The sequence below is a fragment of the Kangiella japonica genome, from assembly GCF_039523535.1.
Taxonomy (GTDB): Bacteria; Pseudomonadota; Gammaproteobacteria; order Enterobacterales; family Kangiellaceae; genus Kangiella; species Kangiella japonica.
Genome location: NZ_BAAAFM010000003.1, coordinates 969,053 through 992,489 on the forward strand (window position 1 = coordinate 969,053; position 23,437 = coordinate 992,489).

Sequence of the window (23,437 nt, forward strand, 5' to 3'; positions counted from 1 at the left end):
CCTTGCTTGACTAGTATGTTCATCGATTTGCTTTATGCAAGAAATAGATGGGGGTGAATAAAGATTATTCAAGTTTACATAGGGGATGATAATAAAGGTGAAAAGTTAGCTAAGCGGGTGTGCTCAGCTAACTTAGGGACATAAAAATTAGTATAAATGCGCTTTAAGCCAAACCTTAAAAGTTAGAACGTTAGGCGGAAACCTGCCGATATCGTTCTGCTTGCGCGAGTGGTTTGATCTTTAAGGAATGACGCATGGTCGCGAATTTCTTCGTTGGTTAAGTTCTCACCTTTTAAGAACAAGAGTAAATCCGAATTATCGAAATATAGGTTATAGCCAAGGCTCATGTTGATTAAAGTATAACCTTCAGTCGGCAATACCTCATCTGCAACTTGGTTCTGATCATCAACTTTAATAGCGCTTAAGTCAGCGTTAAAGTCACCTTTTACATATCCCAGTTTACTACCTAGACGCATCGCAGGGGTACGCGGTAAGTAACCACCTTTATCAAGTGTTGCACGCGTGTAATCACCAAACAATCCTGCCTTCCAATAGCTGTCACCCTGATAACCAAAAGTCCAATCGATTTCAGCTTCTAAACCACTAAAAGTGGCGTCGTCTTGAGTGAATTCGAAAATTGGGAATTCACTGTGCTCCTCGTGCCCCGCGTGCTCTTCTTCATGGTGAGCCAGATAGATATAGTCGCCTACTTTATTGTGGAACAGTGATATCGATCCGTGAACCTCATCAGTGTGGTAACGCAAACCAATATCAAGGTTTTTGGCAGTTTCCTTATCCAAGTTTGGATTTCCCACTTCGATGCTTAAAGTCGCTAAGTGAGGAACATAATTATCTTCTGTTCTACCGGCGTTTGAGTAAAGCTCTTCCACCGACGGTAGGCGCTGCGCGTAGGCTAAGTTAACTGGTAATGACCAGTTTTCGTTGAAGTGCCAGACGGAACCTGCGGCAAAACTATAGGCGTTGTCGCTGCGCTGAGTACCTGCGAAATTGGCAGTATTAGCGACTTTTATATCCTGCTGATCGATACGTAAACCTAGTTCGGTGTGTAAGTCGCCACGATCAATTTCTTCGAGCCAGAAAACACCGTAGTTTTTAGTGTTTGAGGCTGGGATAAAGGTTTCGCTACCGAGTGCGGCAAAGTCGCTATCGCTAAGCTGTAGTCCAAATGCACCTTGCCATCCATTCCAAGCTTTATGCACCGCTTCTACTCGTAATTCTTGAGCATCGTTGGTGAAATGTGTGCTTATTTCGTTACCCTCAATTTCTTGATGTTCATAGTCAGTTTTAGAGTAATTGAACTTTAGGTTTTGGAACCCAGCAAAAGGATCGCTTAACTGTCCTTTTAGGTTGTAACGCTTCTGTTTAAGGTCGAGTAAAACCGACTCTTCTGCATGTTCTTCGTGCCCATGCTCTTCTCCAGAGTGTTCTTCGTGTGCATGACCTTCATGCGAATGGCCTGGTAAGCCATAAGCACGATCAAATTCTGTATAAGAAGCGCCAATAAAACCTCGATCACCAACATACGACAAGCCGAAACTACCACCTTTAGTATCAGTGCGAGTGTTGTCCAATCGTCCACCATATTCACCTGCATGCTCATCATGCTCTGAGGCGCTTTCACCCGCATGCTCAGCTTCTTGTGCGCGTAAGAATGATGACTCAGCATAGGCTGGGATTTGATAGTCATCAGTTTTCGACTTGTAGGCATCTAGGTTAAAAGCAAAGTTGCCTGCCGAGGTAGTGATGGTGCCGACGGTACTACGCTCGCCCGTAGCGGAGTCGGCCGCTCTGGCTTCAAAACCACCCTCGATACCATCGGTTAGGCGTGTAGGGATACGGTTATCGACCACGTTGACCGCGCCACCAATAGCGCCACCGCCATAAAGTAGGGTGGCTGGGCCTTTCAAGACTTCAACGCGCTCTGCTAATAAAGGTTCGGCGGCAATCCAATGGTCAGGACTCGAGTTTGAGGCATCTTGCGTTGAGCTATTATTGCTCAGCACAGTAACGCGGTTGCCTTGCTGACCACGTATAACCGGACGACCTGCACCCGAGCCAAAGCTTGAAAGGTTGATGCCAGGAGTCTGCGCTAGGGTTTCACCAATATTAGCGCCACGGTTTTTAACTAACTGTTCACCGCTAATGATAACGGCTGGCGAAGCCATCTCTAAGCTTGAGTGCTCCAGAGGGTTGCCAGTAATTACCAAAACTTCGGCGTTATTTGGAGTTAATGATATTTGCTGGGTGGTGCCATCATGACGAACTGAATGGTTAATATGGCCTAAGTTCCCACCTTTGATATCCAGCACATAACGACCTTCTTCGAGATCATTGAATTCAAACTGGCCTTGCTCATCAGTCTTTGTAGAAAGGTTTAACGAGCGGAGGTGTACTTCAACGCCAGCTAAAGGCTTGTCATTATTATCGGTGACCACACCCGATAGGTTTTTTTCAGCGGCTAAAAGAGTAGGAGAGGCTAAGATGCCTGCCATTAATAAGCTCAATGCTTTAAGTTTCATGGTAAAAATTCCTCAATTTCACATAAGTTGCCTAAGCTGGGGCCATAGAGCCAATCCCTGCAGGAAGCACCGTATAAATGATAGGCGCACACATAGGACAATTTCTCTAGGGCAAAGCTAGGGTTAATAAATAACGGTTTTGGGTTATAAATTAATTATGCGAGCTGAGGTGGACCGCGAACGAAGAAAGGACGGATTGCACGAACAAAGATAGTGCTTTGATTGTAGACGATGCGCTCGCTACTGCCCTCGAGTGGCTGTGGAACTGTTACTGTATAAGGCGCGGTATGCAGGAATGTTCCGGCATGGTGCAAACAGTAACTACACTCTTGCAGCTCTTTTGCATCTTGATGCGTCGGAGAATTGGCGTGGGCTACGCTGAGCAGCGCCATACTTAACAAAGCAGCAACAATAATAGAATGACGTAACAAATTTTTCATAGTGGATTCACGCCGTTTATTGCAAAATACCGTTTATTACAAAATATAGTGCCAAGTCAAAAGTGCTGACCAATTCAGGTTTGCAATGCTATTCGATTAGAACGTAAGATGCAAACATCACCCTGTCAATATTTGTAACAGGGTGTCTCAGGCGCTACGTAATATTATGAATATTAATAAGTTACCTCTACAAAGAGAAATTTAAGGAAAAGCTGCTATGGCCGATGATTTGCCGATTTCAATAGCTGAGCGTCGACTGGATAACGTTCCAAACTATCCTGACCGCCACGAGCCGGTCGGTTTTATGTTGCGCTTGGTAAAAGCATTGCACACCTATGGCGTGCCTAGTTACGAGCTGGAACAGTTGATGGCGAACGTAGCAGATCAATTGGAATATGGGTTACAAACTACAGTTGTTCCGACCAGTATCACTATGACCTTTATCCAAGACGAGGATAAGCCAAGAACTTACGTGATTCGCTCTAATGCTGGTGAAGTTAACGTTGATAAGCTGAGCCGTACAATCGATGTCGCCTACGCCGTGATTAACGGTGAGATGACCACTGAGCAGGGCGCACGAGAACTGACCGATATTTCTAACGCAGAGCCACTGCATAACCGCTACTGGATGATTTTTTGTTTTATGCTAGTGTCGATCGCCATTTCTCGTATTTTCGGTGGTGGTGTTGAAGAAATCATCACAGCATCTGTGACCGGCTTAGTGGTTGGGGTTTTTGTCAATATTGAAGGGTTTCGAACCGAGACGGTGGCTAACTTGATGCCTGCGCTGGCGGCCTTTTTAGCAACCATGATTTCTTTCGGCTTTAATTATTGGTTTGGTTTGAGTTCGACCTACATACCCGTAGTGTCGGGTATTATCGTGTTGATCCCCGGTATGATGTTGACCATCGCCATGGCGGAACTGGCGACGCAAAACCTCGTCTCAGGGACGGCTCGGTTGCTTGGCTCTGGCGTGATATTTATTCAAATGATATTTGGAGTATCTATCGGAACGCAGATTGCGGCTGCCTTGTTTGGCGATGCCGATATAACTACGAGTATTGATCATAAGTTGCCTGCTTGGACTATTTGGCTTGCCATTACTGCAAGTTCTTGGGCGTTGATGATGCTTTTTCAGACCCGAAGTAAACACTTTTTGTGGATCTTAACGGGTGCATGTGCCTCTTTCTTTGTGTCACGATGGGTCGGTGGCCATTTAGGACTTGCCAGCGGCGCATTTTTTGGCGCTTTAACTATCGGTATCATTGCTAATATCGCCTACCGCATTAAGCAAGTCCCGACAGCTGCGGTAATGATGCCAGGCTTCATTATCTTAGTTCCTGGTAGCGTAGGCTTTAAAAGTCTCACCGAATTATTAGAGCATGACATTATTGGTGGGTTAGAAACGGCCTTTAATATGAGTATTGTAGGTATCTCTTTGATTACAGGGCTTTTGGTATCGTCGATTGCGACCCTACCTAAACCAAAAATTAAGCCCGCTACGATTGAGATTGATGAGGAGAACAAGAATTAAGACGTTGATACGCCCTTGGCTGTTATTCTCTGCACTGTGCTTAGTTTTTTCTTGCGGCCAGGCAGATCCAGTAGCCACATATAAGTTGGTTTATGTGCAGGATGGCGATAGTGTCGTGCTGTGTTGTGAGCGGAGTAAAAAGTTTACAGTAAGGCTATTAGATATTGATGCTCCTGAAAGGTATCAGCCATACGCCAAGCAGTCCAAAGCTTTTCTTAAAAACTTACTTGATGGACAAAAGTTAAAACTGCTAGGCGATAAGCATGATCGTTACGGTCGTCGCCTTGCAGTCATCGAAGTTGATGGTGTCAGTATTAACGAGAAAATGGTGTCTTCAGGTGCTGCTTGGGTCTGGAAATACAGTAAAAATCCTCGTATGAGATCCTTGCAACAAGAAGCGAAAGAGAGGAAGCTTGGGTTGTGGGCATTACCCGAGGAGCAACGACAAGACCCCTCGGATTGGCGAAAAGCACATCCAAGGAAATAGTCATAAGTGAGGAGATAGAGTATGTCGAGCGAAATGATTAATCAGGTGGCATTGGTTGGTGGCACACATGGTAATGAATTGACCGGAATCTATCTGCTACAAAAGTATCGCCAGTACCCTAAGTTTTTAGGGCAAAATAGTTTTGAGATAGAGTTACTTCTGGCCAATAAAGAAGCCATGAAAGCTAATAAACGCTACCTAGATCGTGATCTCAATAGAAGCTTTAAGCTCGCTGATTTAAGCGACGATTCATTGTTTGGGCATGAAAACGAGCTTGCTAAAGACATTAACCAAAAGCTTGGGCCAAAAGGTGATAGTCGAACCGACATGATTATCGACCTGCATACCTCTACAGCCCCGATGGGGATTAATCTCGTTCTAACCAAAACAGACACCTTCCACTTAATGCTGGCGGATTTTGTACAACAACGTATGGATAATGTGTCGATTACACTAGAGAAAATGCCGGATCACCATTTCCTCATGTCCATTGCCCCTCAGCATGTTTTAGTCGAGATCGGCGCCACAGCACAAGGCCAGCTGCGCCAAGATGTTTTTGATAAAACGGAAGACACGGTTCAATTGATCTTCAATTTTTTGAATCACTACAATAAACACCAATTGCCACAACCATCTGAATCGATAGATGTTTACCAGTATTTTGATGTTATGTTTTTACCGACGGATATTAATGGAGAGATCGCTGGTATGGTACATCACGCCATACAAGATCGAGACTTCTCTTTATTAAAAAATGGTGAGCCTATTTTTACCTTGTTTAATGGTGATGAGGTGATATATGACGGTGAGGATTGTTATATCAGTTTTATTAACGAAGCGGCTTATTACGACGACAAAAAAGCCTTTGCTATGTCGAGAAAGAAGGTGTTTCATATTGGATAGCAATAATTCAAAGCAATGAACCCGTGATGGGAAGTTGAAAAAAAGCAAAAAAAACCGCCCAAAAGGACGGTATAGCGTGAAGAGACCTATGATAGCAATTGTTGTTATTGGAATAACGTTTGTGTCGTGACGACTTGCTATAAAAACAAGTAACTGTCAAAACACCAAACTCTTCGGCTGAACATTAAATCTTACGTTTTGCTCAAGCCATGTAGCGAATCATACGGACAAATTGCTCCAAATGCAAATGGTTATCATTAACTATTTAGTGATGCCAATCTCATTTATTACGTTGCCAATAACATAGAGCCTATTTAGTGAGGTTTTTAAGGATATCTATTGGCAACGGGAAGACAATGGTATTACTGTTTTCACCGGCCAATCCGGATAGCGTTTGTAAGTACCGCAACTGTATAGCTTCTTCTTGCTGGGAAAGAACTTTGGCCGCCTCCAGTAGCTTTTCAGACGCTTCCATTTCACCCATAGCATGAATTACCTTTGCTCGTCTCGCACGTTCCGCTTCGGCTTGTTGAGCGATTGCACGGATCATGCTTTCGTTAAGGTCCACATGTTTAATTTCCACATTGGAAACTTTAATGCCCCAAGTATCCGTTTGGCTATCAAGAATCGACTGTATGTCAGTGTTTAGCTGTTCACGAGAAGCTAACATCTCGTCTAATTCATGCTGACCTAAAACCGAGCGTAATGTAGTTTGTGCTAGCTGACTGGTGGCATCATAGTAGTGCTCAACGTTAATAATGGCTTTTTGTGGGTCGATGACTCGGAAATAAACCACCGCGTTTACTTCAACCGAAACGTTATCCAGAGATATGACGTCTTGAGTGGGCACGTCCATAACAACGGTCCTTAAATCGACACGAACCATTTGCTGGACGAAAGGGATAAGGATGATGAGGCCAGGCCCTTTTACTCGCCAAAAACGACCTAACATAAAAATAACGCCTCGCTCATACTCGCGTAAAATTTTAAACATACTCGCGATAAGTAATATCACTACGGCGAGAATAATGGGGTATACAATGTTCATAATATTTCCTGCTTTAATTAGAAAGACTAAGTTGAGTTCTCATTGGTGGGAACAACGGTAAGCTCAAGATCATCTATCGCAATGACTTTTACAGTTTGTCCAGACTTTAATGGCACGTCAGAACGACATTTCCATCGTTCTCCACAGATATGAACCCAACCTTCGTCTACAAAATCGTACTGAACGATACCAACCTCGTTCAGCAGCTCTTCGCGACCACTGACCACTGGCCGTTGTCTAGCGCGAAGCGCCAAACTCAAAACGAAGCTGAGAAGTATCACACTAATAATGGTTACAGAAAGGAGGATCGGCATAGCAATAGCAATACCGGTTTCAGGTTCGTTGAATAAAAGGAAAGAACCAAAAAGGAAAGCAATAATGCCACCGATACCTAGAATACCAAAGCTGGGCGCAAAGGCCTCGACTACTAAAAGCGCAATGCCAAGTACCAATAAGCCTGCTGCTACATAATTAATAGGAAGAATCTGTAATGCGTAAAAGGCTAATAACAGACAGATAGCGCCTATAACGCCTGGCACAAAAGTCCCTGGGTTGTAGCCCTCGAAAATAAGCCCGTAAATACCAAATAGTAGAAGAATATAGGCGATGTTTGGATCGCTAATAATACTCAGTAAGTCCATGTGCCAACTAGGTTCTACTTGGACAATGGTCATACCGTTGGTATTCAATATTTTAAGACCTGTAGGTAAGCGGACTTGGCGTTGATGAATTTTAGACAGAAGTTGTTCAGGACTTTCAGCAATGAGATCGATAACGCCAATATCCAGTGCTTCTTTAGAAGTTAAGCTTTCACCCTCGCGCACTGCGTTTTTAACCCAGTCGATGTTGCGACCATGATAAGCAGCTAGCCCACGTAGATAGGCTTCAGCATCATTAATGATCTTTTTATGCATGGCGTTTTGATTACTGTTTGGTGACTTTGGTTTTTCCTCTTGCTGCGGCTTTTCTTCTTGTTCGTCTTTCTTCGGCGAAGAGTCTGGTTCTGAAGGATTAGGCATGCCACCGATAGAAACAGGCGTCGCGGCCCCTAAATTGGTCGCTGGTGCCATAGACGAGATGTGGCTAGCATACAGAATATAAGTACCCGCGCTGGCAGCGCGTGATCCTGGCGGATAGACATAGGTTGCTACAGGGACTTTTGAAGAAAGGATCTCGCGAATGATATCCCGCATGGCTAAATCCAAACCGCCTGGAGTATTCATCTGTAGAATAATGAGGTGGTAGCCTTCTGTTTCAGCAGACTGGATATTGGTGACCAAAAAATGCGCGGTACCGGGGTTAACAGAGCCATCTAAAATAAGTAATTTAGCTTTGGAAGAGGTCTGTTCGTTGCTAAATAAGGCAAAAGTAGTAGAACACGCTAATAATAAAAGCGCCGAAGAAAGAAGTAATGCTACTAACCGCTTCATAGAAAATCCCTCTATTTCGGTAATTCCATTGGCTTCAGCCAATAGTTCAATGTAGCGCGTTAAGGCCAAGATTACAAAGTGTACAAAGAGGGGGAGAGGAAAATGTTCAAATCTGGGGCCTAGCTTGAGTTGATAAATTTGATTATTACAGACAAAAAAAGCCCAGCCATTGCTAGCTAGGCTTCTTAATATGGTGGCCCGGGCAGACTAATGTGTCGGGAACAAATTAGAATATTGCGATTTGCGCAATACCGTAAGGCAAACTACAAGGAGGTAGTTTGTCATTGAACGTAGTTCAATTCGATGAAGGATTATATTACAGGCACAAAAAAGCCCAGCTATTGCTAGCTAGGCTTTCTAATATGGTGGCCCGGGGCAGAATTGAACTGCCGACACAAGGATTTTCAATCCTCCGCTCTACCAACTGAGCTACCAGGCCTGAGGACGCGTATTAAACCGATTCTCGGGATTTAAGTCAAGCCCAAAATTGAAATTTATTCTTTTGATTGTGGGACGTAGCCTTCGGCTTCATCATAGTCGCCACCAAAGAGGAACTTTTCCATTTGATCAGCGAGATATTTCTGCGTATCTTGGTCAACTAAGCTAAGGCGTTTTTCATTTATTAGCATGGTTTGGTGAGCGAGCCACATTTGCCAAGCTTCTTGCGAAATATTGTCGTAAATACGCTCGCCTAATTCGCCTGGGAAGGGTTTAAAACCGATTCCTTCTGCATCTTTTTGTAGTTTTTTACAAAAAACAGTACGTGACATTGAATTCTCCGCTGTAAAGTTTTGGCTTTGCGTTCTGTAAGTTTACGAGAGCGAGGCAAGCAAATTGCTAACAGGCGTAGGTAATCCTATTGCAGTCGTTTTAGCTTGCTTCTTCTTATCAAAGAGATTGAGCGCAAAGCGGTCTGTTTCGTTGGGCTCCATGATACCTGTCTTGCTGAGCTTTTTCACTAGTAATGGTTGTACTTCTAGGTCGTAATGACTGAATTTATGCACGAAACTGCTTAGCTGCTCATAATGCTCAGGGATGGGGGCTGTTTGGTCCAATTCTGGGAAGCACCAGAGCCCGCCCCAAATTCCAGATGGAGGGCGCTTGTGGAGTAATACTTGGTTATTATCGATACAAACTAGCCAGTAAACCGAACGTTTGGGACGTGTTTTTTTTGGCTTCTTTCCCGGTAGCTCACTTATCATGTCTTGCTTTAAGGCGTAGCATTCTTTGGCCAAAGGACACTGTTCGCACTTAGGCTTAGAGCGGGTACAAACTACAGCACCGAGATCCATCATGGCTTGGTTGTACTGAGCGGTATTTTGAGACGGTGTATTTTTTTCCGCTTTTGCCCACAGGGATTTAAGTACGGCTGACTTACCCGCCCAGCCTTCGATGCCGTAGCAACGGGCTAATACTCGTTTAACATTGCCATCTAAAATAGCTGTGGGCTTATCGAAAGAAAAAGCAGCGATGGCCCCAGCGGTAGAGCGGCCAATGCCCGGCAGGGCTTCAATCTCTTCAGGATCTTGTGGAAATGTTCCAGCGAAGTCTTTGGCTACGATTTTGGCCGCTTTGTGTAGGTTTCTGGCGCGACTGTAATAGCCTAAACCACTCCACAGGTGCATCACCTCATCACTACTCGCTTCGGCTAAATCCACGATAGTAGGGAAGCGCTCTAGAAAAGCTTCGTAATAAGGGATGACTCTGGCGACCTGGGTTTGTTGCAACATGATTTCAGAGAGCCAAATTCGATAAGGATCTTTGGTGCCATGCCATGGTAGGTGCTTACGACCGTGTTGGCGATAATACTCAATGACTTTGCGCTGAAAGCTGTTAGCCGACCACATTGTATTTGTGCTTTAGAAATTATAGAGGATGGGCAGGATAATCGACAACGACACCCACATCAATAGCACCAGTGGCACGCCAACTTTAACGAAATCAGAGAATTGGTAACCACCAGCATTCATTACCAATAAGTTAGTCTTATAAGCCATTGGCGTGGCGAAGCTCATGTTGGCACCAAAAAGAACTGCTATTACAAAGGGCTCGGGCGGCAAGTTAAGCTGGGTCGCTACACTAACCGCAATAGGTGTGCCGATAACCGCGGCAGCATTATTCGATACAACGTTGGTCAGAATTGCTAACAACAACATCAGACCACTGAGTAATACTGCTGGTGGGGCGCCGTGTAAAACCGAAACGAAGGCTTGTGCAAGGTATTCTGCCGCTCCAGTTTCAGTCATACCGATACCAAGCGCTAAACTGGCGGCGACAATCAATACTACGGGCGCACTTAGCGCATTCATGGCGTCACGCCAAGTAATACAGTGCGTTAATATCATTAACAAGGCACCGCCTAATGCACTGATAGCGATAGGTAACAAGCCGACCGCCGCCAGCAAAATAACCAAGCCCATAATAATAAGAGCTCTTGGCGCACGATGAGATCGAGGTAAGTCGGTGGTAGCATCAAGCACTAAGATATCGCCACGCTTTTTAAATTCGGCAATTTCGCTCTGGCCACCCTGGATTAAAATTACATCGCCAACATGTAGCGTCACTTTGCCCAGACCCTTATTGTGCATATCGACCACGCGATCGGCACGGTGTAAAGCAATTGCTACAAGACCGTATTGGTTCATAAAACTGACGTCTTTTAATGAACGACCAGCGAGTGGTGAGCCCGGTGTCACCACGATTTCAGACAACTGTTGGTTTTCAGCTGTTAGCGGGTGGTCCTCATTAACCTCTTGCCCTGCTTTGTAGAGTCGAGCGCCAAGCACTTGCTCGTATTCTTTGAGTCGGTCAGGGGAGTCGGTTACGCGTAACTTATCACCGGCTCGAATAATGGCGTCGGGCATTGGCATGATGGTTGCATCAGAGCCACGATGAATCCTCTTAACCTTCATCATGCCGTCCGTTTTGCCAATCACTTCCGCCAAAGTCTTGCCATCGGCATAAGATTCTTCATTAATATGTAGCTGAGCCGTAAAGACGCGAGGTGACGTATTTTTCATCACAGCCTGACGCTCGGGCGTAATTCTTGGTGCAACCAACCAGAGGTAGACGATGGCGATTCCCCCTGCTATAGAAGCAGGCAGTAAGAAATCGAACATGCCGAAACGTTCTAAACCCAGATCGGCCGCCACAGAAACCACTAAGAGGTTTGTCGAAGTACCAATAGTAGTAGCCATACCGCCGGCGATTGTGGCGAAACCCATGGGCAACAGTAAGCCAGAAGGGCTACGGTTTGAACGAACGGCCACGCTAATTAAAATCGGTAAAAGTAAAACAACGATCGGTGTATTGTTGACAAAAGCGCTTAACACTCCTGCAATGAGCAGGGTCAGAAGCAATGAAAATAATGGCGCGACTTTCCAAGCACGAGCTAATAAACGCCCGATGGGCTCCAAAGCACCAGTGCGCACTAAGCCTTGTCCTGCCACCATTAAAGCACAGACAGCTACCAGCGCTTCGTGACCAAAACCACTGAAAAATTCCATCGGCTCGAGGTGGCCATTAAAGTTATGGAATGGAGCGAAGGTAAATCCCATCGTTAAAATCAACAGCACAACCACGCAGGAAGTCTCCAGCGGAATGTCGTCGCGTCGAAATAAATATAGGGCAAATACCGTCAGCAATAACACAAAAAGTGCATGGCCATTCGGTAATTCCGGAAATGGCATTCCTATCCTAACTCCTAAGCTTTTATCGTTATTTTTGCTGAGTTTACACTCACACAAATCCTAAAACCGAATGAAATACCTTACTGATTTGACTGGATTTTCGCAACGTATTTGTCGCACTAAACACATAATTTACATCAAACTTTTACAATATGATAAAATCACTCCCAAGTATTATACCGTTAACTAGAAAGAGAGCTATCCCTTTGAATTCTGAAGAAAAACCTCAGCGTAAGATCCGCAGCTTCGTGTTGCGCAAAGGCCGTTTAACAAAGGGGCAGCAACGCGCCATGGATTTGAACTTCCCAAGGCTCGGGATTGAATTCGAGAAAAAGCCGTATAATTTCGAGGAGATTTTTGGGCGCAAAGCACCGGTAATCCTAGAGATTGGCTTTGGTATGGGCAAATCACTAGCTGAGCAAGCGAGAGACCAGCGTGACCATGACTTCCTTGGAATCGAGGTACACAATCCAGGTGTCGGCGCTTGTTTAGTATTAGCGGAAGAGTATGACCTAGAGAATATTCGTGTGGTTAATCACGATGCGGTAGAGGTGATCGAGCACTGCATCCCGGACCATAGCTTAGATCGTATTCAAGTCTTCTTCCCAGATCCTTGGCATAAAAAGCGTCATCATAAACGTCGAATTATTCAAACCGAGTTCTGCCAGAAACTGCATAAAAAGCTCAAGCCCGGCGGCATTCTGCATCTAGCCACCGACTGGGAAAACTACGCAGAACATATGCTAGAAATACTAAACCCAATGGCGGAATATAAAAATCTATCGGAGACTGGGGATTTTGTACCGCGTCTAGAGTCGCGACCACTCACTAAATTCGAAGTTCGAGGACAGAATTTAGGGCATGGGGTTTGGGATATGATGTTTGAGGCGGTAGATTCTTAGAATTTCTGCGTTATACACGCTTTTGCATGAGCTCAGGGTCTGCCCCACGGGGTATTGGCTAGAGCTTAAATAAACATAGGTCATTCCGCGGTTTAACCGCGGAATCCAGAGACTTTTCCGCTAATGTCTTGCGGTGATTGTTTTGCCGTCTTCTGTAGTTAGAATGAGCGCGCCTTTGCCACCGATATCGTAACGATTCACCTTACTTAATAAGTCCAAAAACTTCTGCTCTTGATTCATTAAGGCTTCGGCGCAGGCTTTAAGAGTAGCAAGTGGATTCTGCACAGTTAGCGTTTCGCCAGTTAGTTGGTAACTGGCACTATAGCTGTTACAAGAGGCTAGGCCGTGAACGCGCCCTTCACGATCAAAGTTTAAAGTCATTCTTGAGCTATCAATAATCCCTGTATTAGCCAAATCCTCGACTACCCATTCAATATCGACTAACAGCTCAAGCGGTTCGCCGCCACAACCTTGATGAAGTTTACCGTCTAAGGCGAAGGTTACGCGAGCGGGGTGCGGCCTACCACTCATGTCGTCGTAACAAAGTTTGCGCTGGATATCGAGAATGGCAATTTTTCCATCGGCTTCAAAATGATATTTATAGCCACCTTTATAAGGCTGAGGCTCTGGGCGAGGTGCCGACATGCTGTTTTGATCATAATTGGTCTTGATATCAATAGTGTTCTGCTTTACTTCTACTAACCAGCCTGGCTCGTTGCCTCGAGCGGTAAAAGGGATGGGATATAAAGAATTAACCTTGCTGCCCACAGTTCCGGACTGGACTCGCTTCAAAACCACTTGCCCTAAATCGTGGCTGGAATTAGAAGTGTCTACTTTTTGATGTTCGGTGGTTGTCCACATGAGTAAGCCGTCGGGGTCCTCAAGCTTAGCACGCAGCGCATAGGCGTGATTCTCTACTAACTCTTCTTTAGGGACTTGTAGTGTGATTTTTTGCGGAAGTTGGGTCTTTTTATCAATGCCTGTGATTTGCTCAGCTATAACAGTAGAGGCTTTGTCGGCAATTGATACATCTTCTAAAGTGACCGTTAAACTACTTCCTGGCGGTGCAAGCATACGTTCACGGTACATGACTTCAGCCGTTACGGTGAAACTTTGTGCGGTGGCTTCTTCAGAATTTGAAGTGCTTTCGACGGTTTCTTGTTTACAGGCAGCCAAGGATAACAGTACCACAGTGGCTAGTGTAAATAGTTTTATCAGTTTCATAGAAGTCCCTAACAATAAATTGATTTAGAAATAGCATAGACCGTTAATATGCTTTTGTCATATTAACGGTTAGCAAAACTAACGTAGTGTTATGGTGAAATTATAGCTGGGTGAACTGTATGCTAGCTGAACTTGGCTCGTTATTATTTGATTCTGAGTTTGGTATAAAGCGCTCTAACAATTCGTTAAGAAACAATGCGCCTTTTTCAGTAGGTTGGAGTCGAGCAGGATCATTTTCGAGCAAGCCATCGGCTACGGCTTCTTGCAGTACTTCACGAATGTGGTTAATCGGTAAGCCTGTGTATTGCGAAAATAAAGTGACAGGTACGCCGTCGATAAGGCGTAGAGCATTAAGCATAAACTCAAAGGGGAGTTCGCGATTAGGGATTGCGGTATCTTGGCTAATGTCGCTGAGCGATCCCTGTAAATAATCCTTAGGATGGCGCTTTTTGGTGGTGCGATGAATTTCACCTAAATCGAGGCGAGTGATTTTGCCGTGGGCACCAGCACCAATCCCTAAATAGTCACCAAATTGCCAATAATTGAGGTTATGCTTGGCTCTAAGCCCAGGGGCTTTGCTGTATGCCGAGGTTTCGTACTGTTGATAACCGTGGTCAGCGAGAAGCTTTTGGCCAGCTTCTTGAATATCCCACAGGACTTCGTCATGGGGCAACTGAGGTGGCTGTTGATGAAATAAGGTGTTCGGCTCAAGCGTGAGTTGATACCAAGAAATATGATGGGGCTTAAGACTTATAGCCGTTTCTAAATCATTAAGTGCTTGCTCTAGAGTTTGATTGGGCAAGCCGTGCATCAAGTCTAAATTGAACGAGTCGTAGCCTGCTTCGTGGGCAAACTTTGCGGCATCGATCGCTTGCTGAGGGTTATGGATTCGTCCAAGCTGCTCTAAATGCTTGGCGTTAAAGCTTTGCACACCTATCGATAGGCGATTAATTCCAGCTTTTCGGAATCCGCGGAATTTTTCGGCTTCGAAAGTCCCAGGATTGGCTTCCATGGTGATTTCAATATTATTTTCGAAAGGGAGTCGAGCTCGAACGGCACTAAGCAATCTATCTAGGGACTCTGGGCTAAACAGACTTGGCGTGCCACCGCCGATGAAAATGCTGTGTAAACGTCGGCCCCAAACTTTCGGCAGCTCTTGTTCTAAATCCTCAATAAGTCGGTCGATATATTCCTGCTCAGGAAGATCGAACTCAGTTTGATTCTCTGACTTCAGGTTTTTTACCGCATGGGAATTAAAGTCACAATAAGGACATTTGCGGACACACCATGGAATATGGATATATAGTGATAAAGGAGGATTGGTCAGCATTAAGTTAGCGACTCTTTCAGTTTATTCATCAGTTCTTTAAGCGCTTTGCCACGATGACTGATAGCTGCTTTTTGCTCAGGAGTGAGCTGCGCCGCCGAGCACTGATGCTCTTCACACCAGAAAAGAGGATCGTAGCCAAAACCACCATCACCTACTTCTTCAGTCAGAATACGGCCTTCCCAGCTACCCTGGCAGATTAAAGGTGTTGGATCTTTGGCATGTTTCATAAAAACCAAAACACACTGATAGCGTGCTGTGCGATCTGCTTGTGGCACGCCTTGCAGTTTTTCCAGCAGCAAATTATTGTTAGCTTGGTCGCCGCCCTCGGTAGCACCATCGAGTAGCGCAAAGCGAGCTGAATAGATCCCCGGCTGACCGTCTAAAAAATCAATTTCAATTCCAGAGTCATCAGCAATCGCCGGAAGTCCGGTAACTTCGGCCGCGTGTCTTGCCTTGATAATGGCGTTTTCCACAAAAGTAGTGCCCGTTTCTGGAACATCTTCTACGCTGAGTTCCGTTTGTGGGATAACTTGTAGTTGGAATTGAGCGAGTAACTGGGTTAACTCGGCGACTTTTTTGCGGTTACCAGAAGCTAAAACGATTTTTTGCATGATGGTTTGACTGGATTAGGATGTTGCGGAGATTATAACCTATAACCACCGCAGAATATGTCTGCGGTGGTGACAAAATTTTACTTAGTCAGCGTAAAACTTTTGTTCGATGTCTATACTTACCGGCTTTGAATAGCCTGGAATATTGATAGTGAACTCAATATCCATGTTTTCTTGGTCACGGAACTGGAAGTCAGCTAAATAATAAACCGCTTCGCCTTCAACAATCTCTTTAAAGGCCAACTCTTGGAACTGGCTCAAGTTGTTGGTGGCTTTGCCTCGAAGGGCGACCTTCAGAGGCTTGTCTTTGCCATCTTCAACTACCTGATGCACCGACACATTCAACAATCCTGTGTATTTACTTCGATCAATTCGGTATTGAACCGCAGTTTCAGGTTGAATGAATGAGCTGTTGAAAGCATTGTAGTGAATAATGTAATCGCCGACACGTTTCTCGTTAGCTTGACTATCATTAGTCACGATAAGTCCTGCTGTAATCGCCAGCAGGGTAAATAATTTTTTCACGTTTAATAGGGTGTTCATCGAGGCTCTCCTATTTCCAGCGCCTTAGTAAAGGCCGATACCCTTAAGATAGCAAAATTTGCGCTGTCTTTCAGGAATTCTATTGCACTCTGGCTTAGCTTAAGTGATTAAGCTAACACCAAGGCGGTATAGCGCATCCTGCAAGAACCAAAGCCCGAATAAGATAATCATTGGCGATAAGTCAATCGAGCCTGCGATAGGTGGAATGATTTTTTGCACTGGGCGCAAAATAGGCCGCGTAACTTGGTATAAAAAAGCAACACCTGGGCTATAGCGACCGCCACTCATAAAGCTCGCAATCATCAAACCTAGAAATAAAATCAATAGCATATTGGTCGTAATCATAACCAAGCCACCCATTGCTGGAGCGCCTTGCATCATTAAGCCAACAATAACGCCTAAGGCCATTACTTTCGGAGGAAATGGCCCAAAAACGGTAGAAATAACGAAAAACTTTAGAATGATGATAGCCAGAGCGACAACAAAACTTGCGGTACTGAAACGCCCGAAGTCAGGAACGATTTTTCTTAATGGATTAAGCACAGGCGCAGTAAATTTATGGATAAACTGCGAAATTGGATTATGAAAATCCGCTTGCCCTAATTGTAATAAAATTCGGACCAAAAATATCATCACCAAAATATTGGAAATGTGCTCAAGCAAGGTGAAGCTAATGTTATTCATGGATAAGTATCACTCTAATGTCGTCAAGAACGCTAATTTAGGGGGAAGCTTTAAAGCCAGCTATCATAAACCCTTCCGTGGGTTTTATCATTATTGATTTGCAATGTCTGCCAACTCTTTACCACGTTTTACTGAGGCCTCGAGAGCTTTTTTCACGATCTCAGGAAGCTTATGCTCATTCAGAGTATCGAGTGCTGCCGCCGTTGTGCCGCCTGGCGAAGTTACATTGCGACGAAGTTGACCGATTTCGGTATCGCCGTTTTGCTGTACCATTGCTGCCGCGCCTAAGGCCGTTTGCGCCGCCAGTTCACGTGCTGTTTCTTCGGGTAACCCAAGATCAATGCCGCCTTGAACCACCGACTCCATAAATAAGAAGTAATGCGCTGGGCCACTACCTGACACCGCTGTGACCACATCCATCAAGTCTTCATCATCAACCCAAATGCTTTTACCCACCGCATCGAAAATCGCGCTAGTGGCATCGCGTTGTTGCTTGCTAACTTTATCGTTAGCATATAAGCCTGTAGCTCCATAGCCTATTAAGCTAGGTGTGTTAGGCATGCTACGAACCACTGGCGTATCTGCACCAAGTAGCTTGTTTAAGGTTTCGCAAGTGACGCCAGCGGCGACCGAAATCGCACATTTATTGCTTAAATCTAAATCTTTGAAGTCTGCACAAGCGGTAGACATGATTTGTGGTTTAACCGCCAGCAATACATAGTCAACATTGTTAACAACTTCAGCGTTATCATGGGTTGTATTGATAGTTGGATATTTTTCTTTAAGCGCGTCTAGCTTACCGGCACTGCGATTGCTGACATAAATCGATTCTGCTGGCAGGCCTGATTGGATGAGGCCGCCTAAAATGCTCGCAGCCATATTGCCCGCGCCGATAAATCCTACTTTTGCTTTACTTAATAATTCAATTGATTCAGTCATAAATGCCTGTATTCGATTGTTTGCACTAGCTCTTAACTAGTGTTGTGAATGTGTTTGCGAAAAATCTAATTCTATAGTGATGAGGGTTAAAGCCTCAAATTCAACGGTTAATTACAACAAGGAGCGTTAATCGCGCTGACCAAAAATAGCGGTACCGATACGAATCATAGTACTTCCGGCCATAATGGCGGCTTCATAGTCACCAGACATCCCCATTGATAAAGTGTCTATCTGTGGGTATTTATCCTTTAACTGCTGGTAAAGTGTGGAAATTTTCTCAAATTGTTGTAGTTGTTGTTGATAATCCTGCTGCTTAGGAGGAAGCGCCATAATTCCTCTAAGAGTTAAATGTTTAGCTTCCACGATCGCTTGCGCTAGTTCAAAGCACTGTGATTCATCAACGCCAGCTTTTTGAGCTTCGCCGAATAAATTGACCTGGATACAGACATTAAGAGGTGGCATTCCTGCTCGAGCTTGATTGAGTTTATTGATAACTTTAAGGCGATCAACACTTTGCACCCAGTCGAAATGTGTCGCTATATCTTTACACTTTCGGCTTTGTATAGCACCCAGCATGTGCCATTCGATGTCACTTTTAGCTATTTTTTGGATTTTATCGACGCCTTCCTGGACAAAGTTTTCGCCGAAGATGCGGTGGCCGTTTTGATAGGCTTCTTCAATTTTATCAATGGGTTGGCGCTTACTAACAGCGACTAGGCGCACATTATCTTGAAAATTCACGCGTTTCTCGCTGCTTTTTGCGATTTCTTGTTGCAGAAGTTCTAGTTGAGAGGCTATGCTAGTTATCATTAGTAAGAATAAATATCAAAATTGGGGTCTAACCTATGGATATTACAGAGCTTTTAGCGTTCAGTGTAAAGAATAACGCTTCGGATTTGCACATTTCCGCTGGAATGCCACCGCTGATTCGCGTGGATGGCGATATTCGACGAATTAATGTGCCCCCGCTAGAAGACAAAGAAGTCCATTCGCTGATTTATGACATTATGAACGATAAGCAGCGAAAAGACTATGAAGAGTTTCTAGAAGCGGATTTCTCATTTGAACTTCAAGATTTGGCACGTTTCCGTGTTAACGCTTTCGTACAAAACCGTGGTCGAGCTGCGGTATTCCGTACCATTCCTTCTCGCGTTTTGACCTTAGAAGATCTTAAGGCCCCAAAAATTTTCCAAGATGTATCGATGCAGCCTCGTGGCTTGGTATTGGTGACAGGACCTACGGGTTCGGGTAAGTCCACAACTTTGGCGGGTATGGTTGATTACGTTAATGACAATAAACACGAGCATATTTTAACGATTGAAGATCCCATCGAGTTTGTTCACGAAAGTAAGAAATGTCTCGTCAACCAGCGTGAAGTACATCGTGATACCCACAGCTTCTCAAACGCACTACGTTCAGCTTTACGTGAAGACCCTGATATTATCCTAGTTGGTGAGTTACGTGACCTTGAAACGATTCGTCTAGCATTGACGGCGGCAGAAACGGGTCACTTAGTATTTGGTACCCTGCACACCACATCAGCGGCTAAAACAATTGACCGTGTGATTGATGTATTCCCAGAAGGCGAAAAAGCAATGGTGCGTTCAATGCTTTCAGAGTCATTGCAGGCAGTTATTGCTCAAACCCTATTGAAGCGCAACGGCGGTGGTCGTGTTGCTGCCCATGAAATTTTAATCGGTACACCAGCGATTCGAAACCTCATCCGTGAGGCGAAAGTGGCACAGATGTACTCGGCGATGCAAACAGGTATGTCACTTGGTATGCAGACGCTTGACCACAGCTTGAAACAATTAGTGAGTAAGGGCATTGTGTCGCGTAATGATGCGCGTATGAAAGCGACCAATAAAGAAGAATTCTAGAGAGGCTAAAGAATCAATTATGGCTATGGATATTACTCCATTACTGAAAGCTTTGGTGGATAATAAAGGCTCGGACCTTTTCATCACAGTTCATCGACCTCCATGTATCAAAATTAACGGGCAAATTCGTCCTGCAACGAAAAGCATGCTGACGCCAGCCCAGGTTGAGGAGTTGATTCACTCGTCAATGGACGAACGACAAAAGCAAGAATTTGCCGAAAAGAAAGAGTGCCAGTACGCGATCAGTGTGGAAAACGTTGGTCGTTTTCGTGCCAGTGCATTTTACCAGCGGAATCAGCCGGGATTGGTGGTTCGTCGTATTGAAACGAAAATCCCGACTACCGAAGAGTTGAAAATACCCAATATTTTAAACGATTTGGTAATGAAAAAACGCGGAATTATTATCTTCGTTGGTGCGACCGGTACGGGTAAGTCTACTTCTCTTGCGGCTATGATTGGTTACCGAAATCGGAACTCAATGGGCCATATCATCAGTATTGAAGATCCAATTGAGTATGTTCACCGTCATGATAAGTGTATTATCACACAGCGTGAGGTTGGGATTGATACGGAATCCTTTGAAGTTGCGTTAAAAAATACCCTTCGTCAGGCTCCAGATGTCATTCTGATTGGTGAGGTTCGATCTCAGGAAACCATGTCACAGGCGATTACTTTTGCTGAAACGGGTCACTTGTGTTTATGTACTCTGCACGCTAATAACGCGAACCAGGCGATTGACCGTATTTTGCACTTCTTCCCAAAAGATGAGCACACACGCGTTTTAATGGATTTATCGATGAATCTCCGCGCCGTGATAGCACAACAGCTCGTACCAACGGTTGATGGTAAAGGTAGACGAGCCGCGATTGAAATTATGATTAACTCACCGTTGATCTCAGATCATATCCGTAAAGGTGAGGTACACTTGATTAAAGAATTGATGGCGCGCTCAACAGAGCTCGGTATGCAGACCTTTGACCAAGCGCTTTTCGACCTCTATGTTAAAGGTGAGATCTCTTACGATGATGCGCTAGTGCACGCTGACTCCGCGAACGATTTGCGTCTGCGTATTAAGTTGCACGAGAAAGACGCGGACTCTTTGGCTGATGGAACCGAGGGTTTGCAGGTTGAAATGGACGATGACCACTCGAATAGCATGTTTTAAGTTCTAACCGAACTTGCACAAGAGCTATTAAGAGCCCAGCTTATGCTGGGCTTTTTTGTGCATATTCTGAAATATAAAGATTTGATGAAGAAGAGGGGCTTATTGGGACTCGAAATAACTTTTTAGGATTAACTCTGCTGCGTAGGCGTCGAAATCTGAGTCTTTAATTTTCTTATAACCTCCAAGCTCGAATAAGTACTCTCTCACTTCAGCAGTACTAAGGCGCTCGTCATGGGTAAACGTTGGTAGGCCAAAACGACCATGCAGACGGTTGGCAAACTTTTTAGCCATCAGAGTTACCGGCTGCTCGGTGCCGTCCATATTGAGCGGTAATCCCACCACAAAAGCATCCACTTGCCATTCCTTAATAAGTGCTTCGACTTGCTCCCAGTTGGGCTGGTTATTCTCGGCCTTTAGCACGCATAACGCTTGGGTTGTGCCTAAGGCTTTTTGCCCAGTCGCAACGCCAATACGCTTTTCGCCAAAATCGAACCCTAAAAAACGCCCTAGAGATTTATTCGGCTTGGTTGAATCAGGCATGACCTGAATGCTCAGTGAGTTGTGTCCAGTCGATACCGAGCAGCTTTGTTGCCTGCTGCCAGCGCTTACTTGGCTCGGTATGGAATATAATGTTTTTATCGGCAGGGACGATAAGCCACGAGTTTTCTTCGATCTCGCGTTCTAACTGCCCTTTATCCCAACCAGAGTATCCAAGAGCAATGACCGCATCTTCAGGACCTTCGTTATTCGCAATTGCTGTGAGAATATCTTCTGAAGTGGATAAACCAATCTCATCACTGATAGATAAACTTGAATCCCAACTTCCGATTGGGCTGTGTAAGATGAAGCCCCGCTCTTTATCCACGGGGCCACCAGCGAGTAGTGCCTTATCTAACACTGCTTGGTTGGTGCTCGGGATTTTAAGGTGATCGAACAGCTGATGATAAGTTGTTTCAAGGGGCTGGCTGAGCATTATGCCAAGCGCCCCCTCGTCCGTGTGTTCACAAATATAGGTAACACTACGAGAAAAGAAAGTATCTTCAAGCGTTGGCATAGCGATCAGCAAATGATCTGCCAATGAATTAATTGGTTGCATGCTTAAATTATATCAGTATTTAAATAGGTTGTATTAGGAATTACTTGTGGAAGTCCCATTCTCGAACTATTTCCAGTATATCCGTGTTTTGACGAATAGACTCAGGCAGTGGTTCAAACGGGGCTGACAATCTTATAATCTGTAGCGCAGCTTGATCAAGCACCGCTTGCCCCGAAGATTCGATAATCTTTACACTTACCAGCTTTCCATCTTTATCAATCGCCACCTTAAGCTTTAGGTTACCGTAAATACCCTGACGCTTAGCCTGCTCCGGATAGTGCAGATTACCGATTGCTTCTACTTTTTTACGCCAGGTCTCAAGATACGCTGCATCACTTGGCGACTGTCTAACCGCGGCTGAGATTTGGCGCTTACGAAGCCCACGTGTTTGTAGTTGATCGCTTATATCCTGCTCAAGGTTGCGCTTTTTTAAATCCTCAGGAGGCGGGCTTTCTATGGTGGGAAGCTCAATCTCAGCTTCGGTTTTCTCAGGATCGAGACTTGATGTAGTCATTCGCTGCGCATGAATACTTGCTACGAAATCAAGTTGTTGTTGCTTCTGCGTAGGTTTGGGTAGCAGTTCCAAAGATGGAGTGTTGGTGGTGCCTTCGGTGTTTTTGAAATGCTCTAACTGGGTAGTGGGGCGCTTAGCATCTTCTGCATCGCCAGCACCTTCTTGGTTTTTTTGTCCGATAAAATCGGCTTTTTCTGGCGCTTCTAAACTTTCTCTTTGAGCAAGGGTTACATCGAGTGAGAGTGGTATCTTAGAAGGATTAATCTCAGGCAGGGTAAAGCGAATGCCGAGCAAAACCAACAGGTGAAAGCAAACCGCCATAAAAATGGTGAACTTTAATCGATCTGAGGCTGTGATCGACGACACTTTAAGTGTCACCGCATCTTTGCGCTGGCTAATCGGTTTTTGGCTCTCAGGCTGAGGCGCTGCTTGGCTCGTCATTGATTAATAATAATTAGTATCTAGTCAGGTTAATCCA

23 protein-coding genes and 1 tRNA gene are annotated in these 23,437 nt (G+C 44.8%); 6 read left to right on the plus strand and 18 right to left on the minus strand.

What is annotated here, in order from left to right; genetic code table 11:
* Positions 1–182 precede the first annotated feature (182 nt).
* Both ABD128_RS08010 and ABD128_RS08015 read right to left on the minus strand, forming a co-directional pair.
* The gene (locus ABD128_RS08010; protein WP_343988972.1) at positions 183–2,540 is read right to left on the minus strand and encodes a TonB-dependent receptor; all 2,358 of its coding nucleotides are present in this window, start codon (positions 2,538–2,540) and stop codon (positions 183–185) included.
* Positions 2,541–2,695: 155 nt separating this feature from the next.
* The gene (locus tag ABD128_RS08015) at positions 2,696–2,980 is read right to left on the minus strand and encodes a hypothetical protein (RefSeq protein WP_343988974.1); all 285 of its coding nucleotides are present in this window, start codon (positions 2,978–2,980) and stop codon (positions 2,696–2,698) included.
* Between the two features lie 217 nt (positions 2,981–3,197).
* On the opposite strand from ABD128_RS08015, the gene ABD128_RS08020 reads away from it, so the two are divergent.
* From ABD128_RS08020 to ABD128_RS08030, 3 genes are read left to right on the plus strand one after another with little or no spacing between them, the layout of a single operon-like run.
* On the plus strand, positions 3,198–4,514 hold the full coding sequence (locus tag ABD128_RS08020; protein WP_343988976.1) for a threonine/serine exporter family protein: 1,317 nt from the start codon (positions 3,198–3,200) through the stop codon (positions 4,512–4,514).
* On the plus strand, positions 4,495–5,001 hold the full coding sequence (locus tag ABD128_RS08025) for a thermonuclease family protein (RefSeq protein ID WP_343988978.1): 507 nt from the start codon (positions 4,495–4,497) through the stop codon (positions 4,999–5,001). The genes ABD128_RS08020 and ABD128_RS08025 overlap by 20 nt, the downstream gene beginning before the upstream one ends.
* A 21-nt stretch (positions 5,002–5,022) precedes the next feature.
* Positions 5,023–5,904: an aspartoacylase gene (locus tag ABD128_RS08030; RefSeq protein WP_343988980.1), complete on the plus strand. Its 882-nt coding sequence runs from the start codon at positions 5,023–5,025 to the stop codon at positions 5,902–5,904.
* A gap of 310 nt (positions 5,905–6,214) precedes the next feature.
* Here the strand turns inward: ABD128_RS08030 and ABD128_RS08035 are convergent, their stop codons facing one another.
* The 6 genes from ABD128_RS08035 to ABD128_RS08060 all read right to left on the minus strand — a co-directional run bounded on the left by ABD128_RS08035 (position 6,215) and on the right by ABD128_RS08060 (position 12,071).
* Complete coding sequence (locus tag ABD128_RS08035; protein WP_343988982.1) at positions 6,215–6,952, minus strand: slipin family protein; 738 nt, start codon at positions 6,950–6,952, stop codon at positions 6,215–6,217.
* Between the two features lie 26 nt (positions 6,953–6,978).
* The gene (locus tag ABD128_RS08040; protein WP_343988984.1) at positions 6,979–8,382 is read right to left on the minus strand and encodes an NfeD family protein; all 1,404 of its coding nucleotides are present in this window, start codon (positions 8,380–8,382) and stop codon (positions 6,979–6,981) included.
* 363 nt (positions 8,383–8,745) lie between these two features.
* Positions 8,746–8,821: transfer RNA gene (locus tag ABD128_RS08045), tRNA-Phe, on the minus strand.
* A gap of 55 nt (positions 8,822–8,876) precedes the next feature.
* On the minus strand, positions 8,877–9,152 hold the full coding sequence (locus ABD128_RS08050; RefSeq protein WP_343988986.1) for an oxidative damage protection protein: 276 nt from the start codon (positions 9,150–9,152) through the stop codon (positions 8,877–8,879).
* 42 nt (positions 9,153–9,194) lie between these two features.
* Positions 9,195–10,229, minus strand: coding sequence for an A/G-specific adenine glycosylase (gene mutY / locus ABD128_RS08055; RefSeq protein WP_343988988.1), 1,035 nt, complete (start codon positions 10,227–10,229; stop codon positions 9,195–9,197).
* A 12-nt stretch (positions 10,230–10,241) separates the two neighbouring features.
* A complete protein-coding gene (locus ABD128_RS08060) occupies positions 10,242–12,071 on the minus strand; it encodes an SLC13 family permease (protein ID WP_343988990.1) in 1,830 nt (609 codons plus the stop codon).
* 206 nt (positions 12,072–12,277) lie between these two features.
* On the opposite strand from ABD128_RS08060, the gene trmB reads away from it, so the two are divergent.
* A complete protein-coding gene (trmB, locus tag ABD128_RS08065) occupies positions 12,278–12,973 on the plus strand; it encodes a tRNA (guanosine(46)-N7)-methyltransferase TrmB (protein ID WP_343988992.1) in 696 nt (231 codons plus the stop codon).
* A 120-nt stretch (positions 12,974–13,093) separates the two neighbouring features.
* Here the strand turns inward: trmB and ABD128_RS08070 are convergent, their stop codons facing one another.
* From ABD128_RS08070 to ABD128_RS08100, 7 genes are all read right to left on the minus strand, one after another.
* On the minus strand, positions 13,094–14,197 hold the full coding sequence (locus tag ABD128_RS08070) for an META domain-containing protein (RefSeq protein ID WP_343988994.1): 1,104 nt from the start codon (positions 14,195–14,197) through the stop codon (positions 13,094–13,096).
* Positions 14,198–14,297: 100 nt separating this feature from the next.
* Entirely contained in the window at positions 14,298–15,527 is a 1,230-nt protein-coding gene (gene hemW, locus ABD128_RS08075; protein ID WP_343988996.1) for a radical SAM family heme chaperone HemW, read from the minus strand.
* Positions 15,527–16,138, minus strand: coding sequence for an RdgB/HAM1 family non-canonical purine NTP pyrophosphatase (gene rdgB / locus ABD128_RS08080; protein ID WP_343988998.1), 612 nt, complete (start codon positions 16,136–16,138; stop codon positions 15,527–15,529). Before rdgB ends, hemW begins: the two co-directional genes overlap by 1 nt.
* Positions 16,139–16,222: 84 nt before the next feature.
* Positions 16,223–16,681 (minus strand): DUF4426 domain-containing protein, encoded by a 459-nt coding sequence (locus ABD128_RS08085; protein ID WP_343989000.1) that lies wholly within the window; start codon positions 16,679–16,681, stop codon positions 16,223–16,225.
* Between the two features lie 99 nt (positions 16,682–16,780).
* Positions 16,781–17,365 (minus strand): YggT family protein, encoded by a 585-nt coding sequence (locus tag ABD128_RS08090; RefSeq protein WP_343989002.1) that lies wholly within the window; start codon positions 17,363–17,365, stop codon positions 16,781–16,783.
* A gap of 90 nt (positions 17,366–17,455) precedes the next feature.
* Positions 17,456–18,304 carry a pyrroline-5-carboxylate reductase gene (gene proC, locus ABD128_RS08095; RefSeq protein ID WP_343989004.1) on the minus strand — a complete coding sequence of 283 codons (849 nt, stop codon included), beginning with the start codon at positions 18,302–18,304 and terminating at the stop codon, positions 17,456–17,458.
* Between the two features lie 126 nt (positions 18,305–18,430).
* Positions 18,431–19,111, minus strand: a complete 681-nt coding sequence (locus ABD128_RS08100) for a YggS family pyridoxal phosphate-dependent enzyme (RefSeq protein ID WP_425545684.1) — start codon at positions 19,109–19,111, stop codon at positions 18,431–18,433.
* 38 nt (positions 19,112–19,149) lie between these two features.
* Here ABD128_RS08100 and ABD128_RS08105 point away from each other — a divergent pair, with 38 nt between their 5' ends.
* Together ABD128_RS08105 and ABD128_RS08110 are read left to right on the plus strand one after the other, a co-directional pair.
* Entirely contained in the window at positions 19,150–20,184 is a 1,035-nt protein-coding gene (locus tag ABD128_RS08105; protein ID WP_343989008.1) for a type IV pilus twitching motility protein PilT, read from the plus strand.
* 19 nt (positions 20,185–20,203) lie between these two features.
* On the plus strand, positions 20,204–21,349 hold the full coding sequence (locus ABD128_RS08110) for a PilT/PilU family type 4a pilus ATPase (RefSeq protein WP_486326930.1): 1,146 nt from the start codon (positions 20,204–20,206) through the stop codon (positions 21,347–21,349).
* Positions 21,350–21,448: 99 nt separating this feature from the next.
* Here ABD128_RS08110 and ruvX read toward each other — a convergent pair whose 3' ends face one another.
* From ruvX to ABD128_RS08125, 3 genes are read right to left on the minus strand one after another with little or no spacing between them, the layout of a single operon-like run.
* A complete protein-coding gene (ruvX, locus tag ABD128_RS08115; RefSeq protein ID WP_343989010.1) occupies positions 21,449–21,889 on the minus strand; it encodes a Holliday junction resolvase RuvX in 441 nt (146 codons plus the stop codon).
* Positions 21,882–22,445, minus strand: a complete 564-nt coding sequence (locus ABD128_RS08120) for a YqgE/AlgH family protein (RefSeq protein ID WP_343989012.1) — start codon at positions 22,443–22,445, stop codon at positions 21,882–21,884. Before ABD128_RS08120 ends, ruvX begins: the two co-directional genes overlap by 8 nt.
* 40 nt (positions 22,446–22,485) lie before the next feature.
* Positions 22,486–23,400, minus strand: a complete 915-nt coding sequence (locus ABD128_RS08125) for an energy transducer TonB (RefSeq protein ID WP_343989014.1) — start codon at positions 23,398–23,400, stop codon at positions 22,486–22,488.
* Positions 23,401–23,437: the final 37 nt, after the last annotated feature.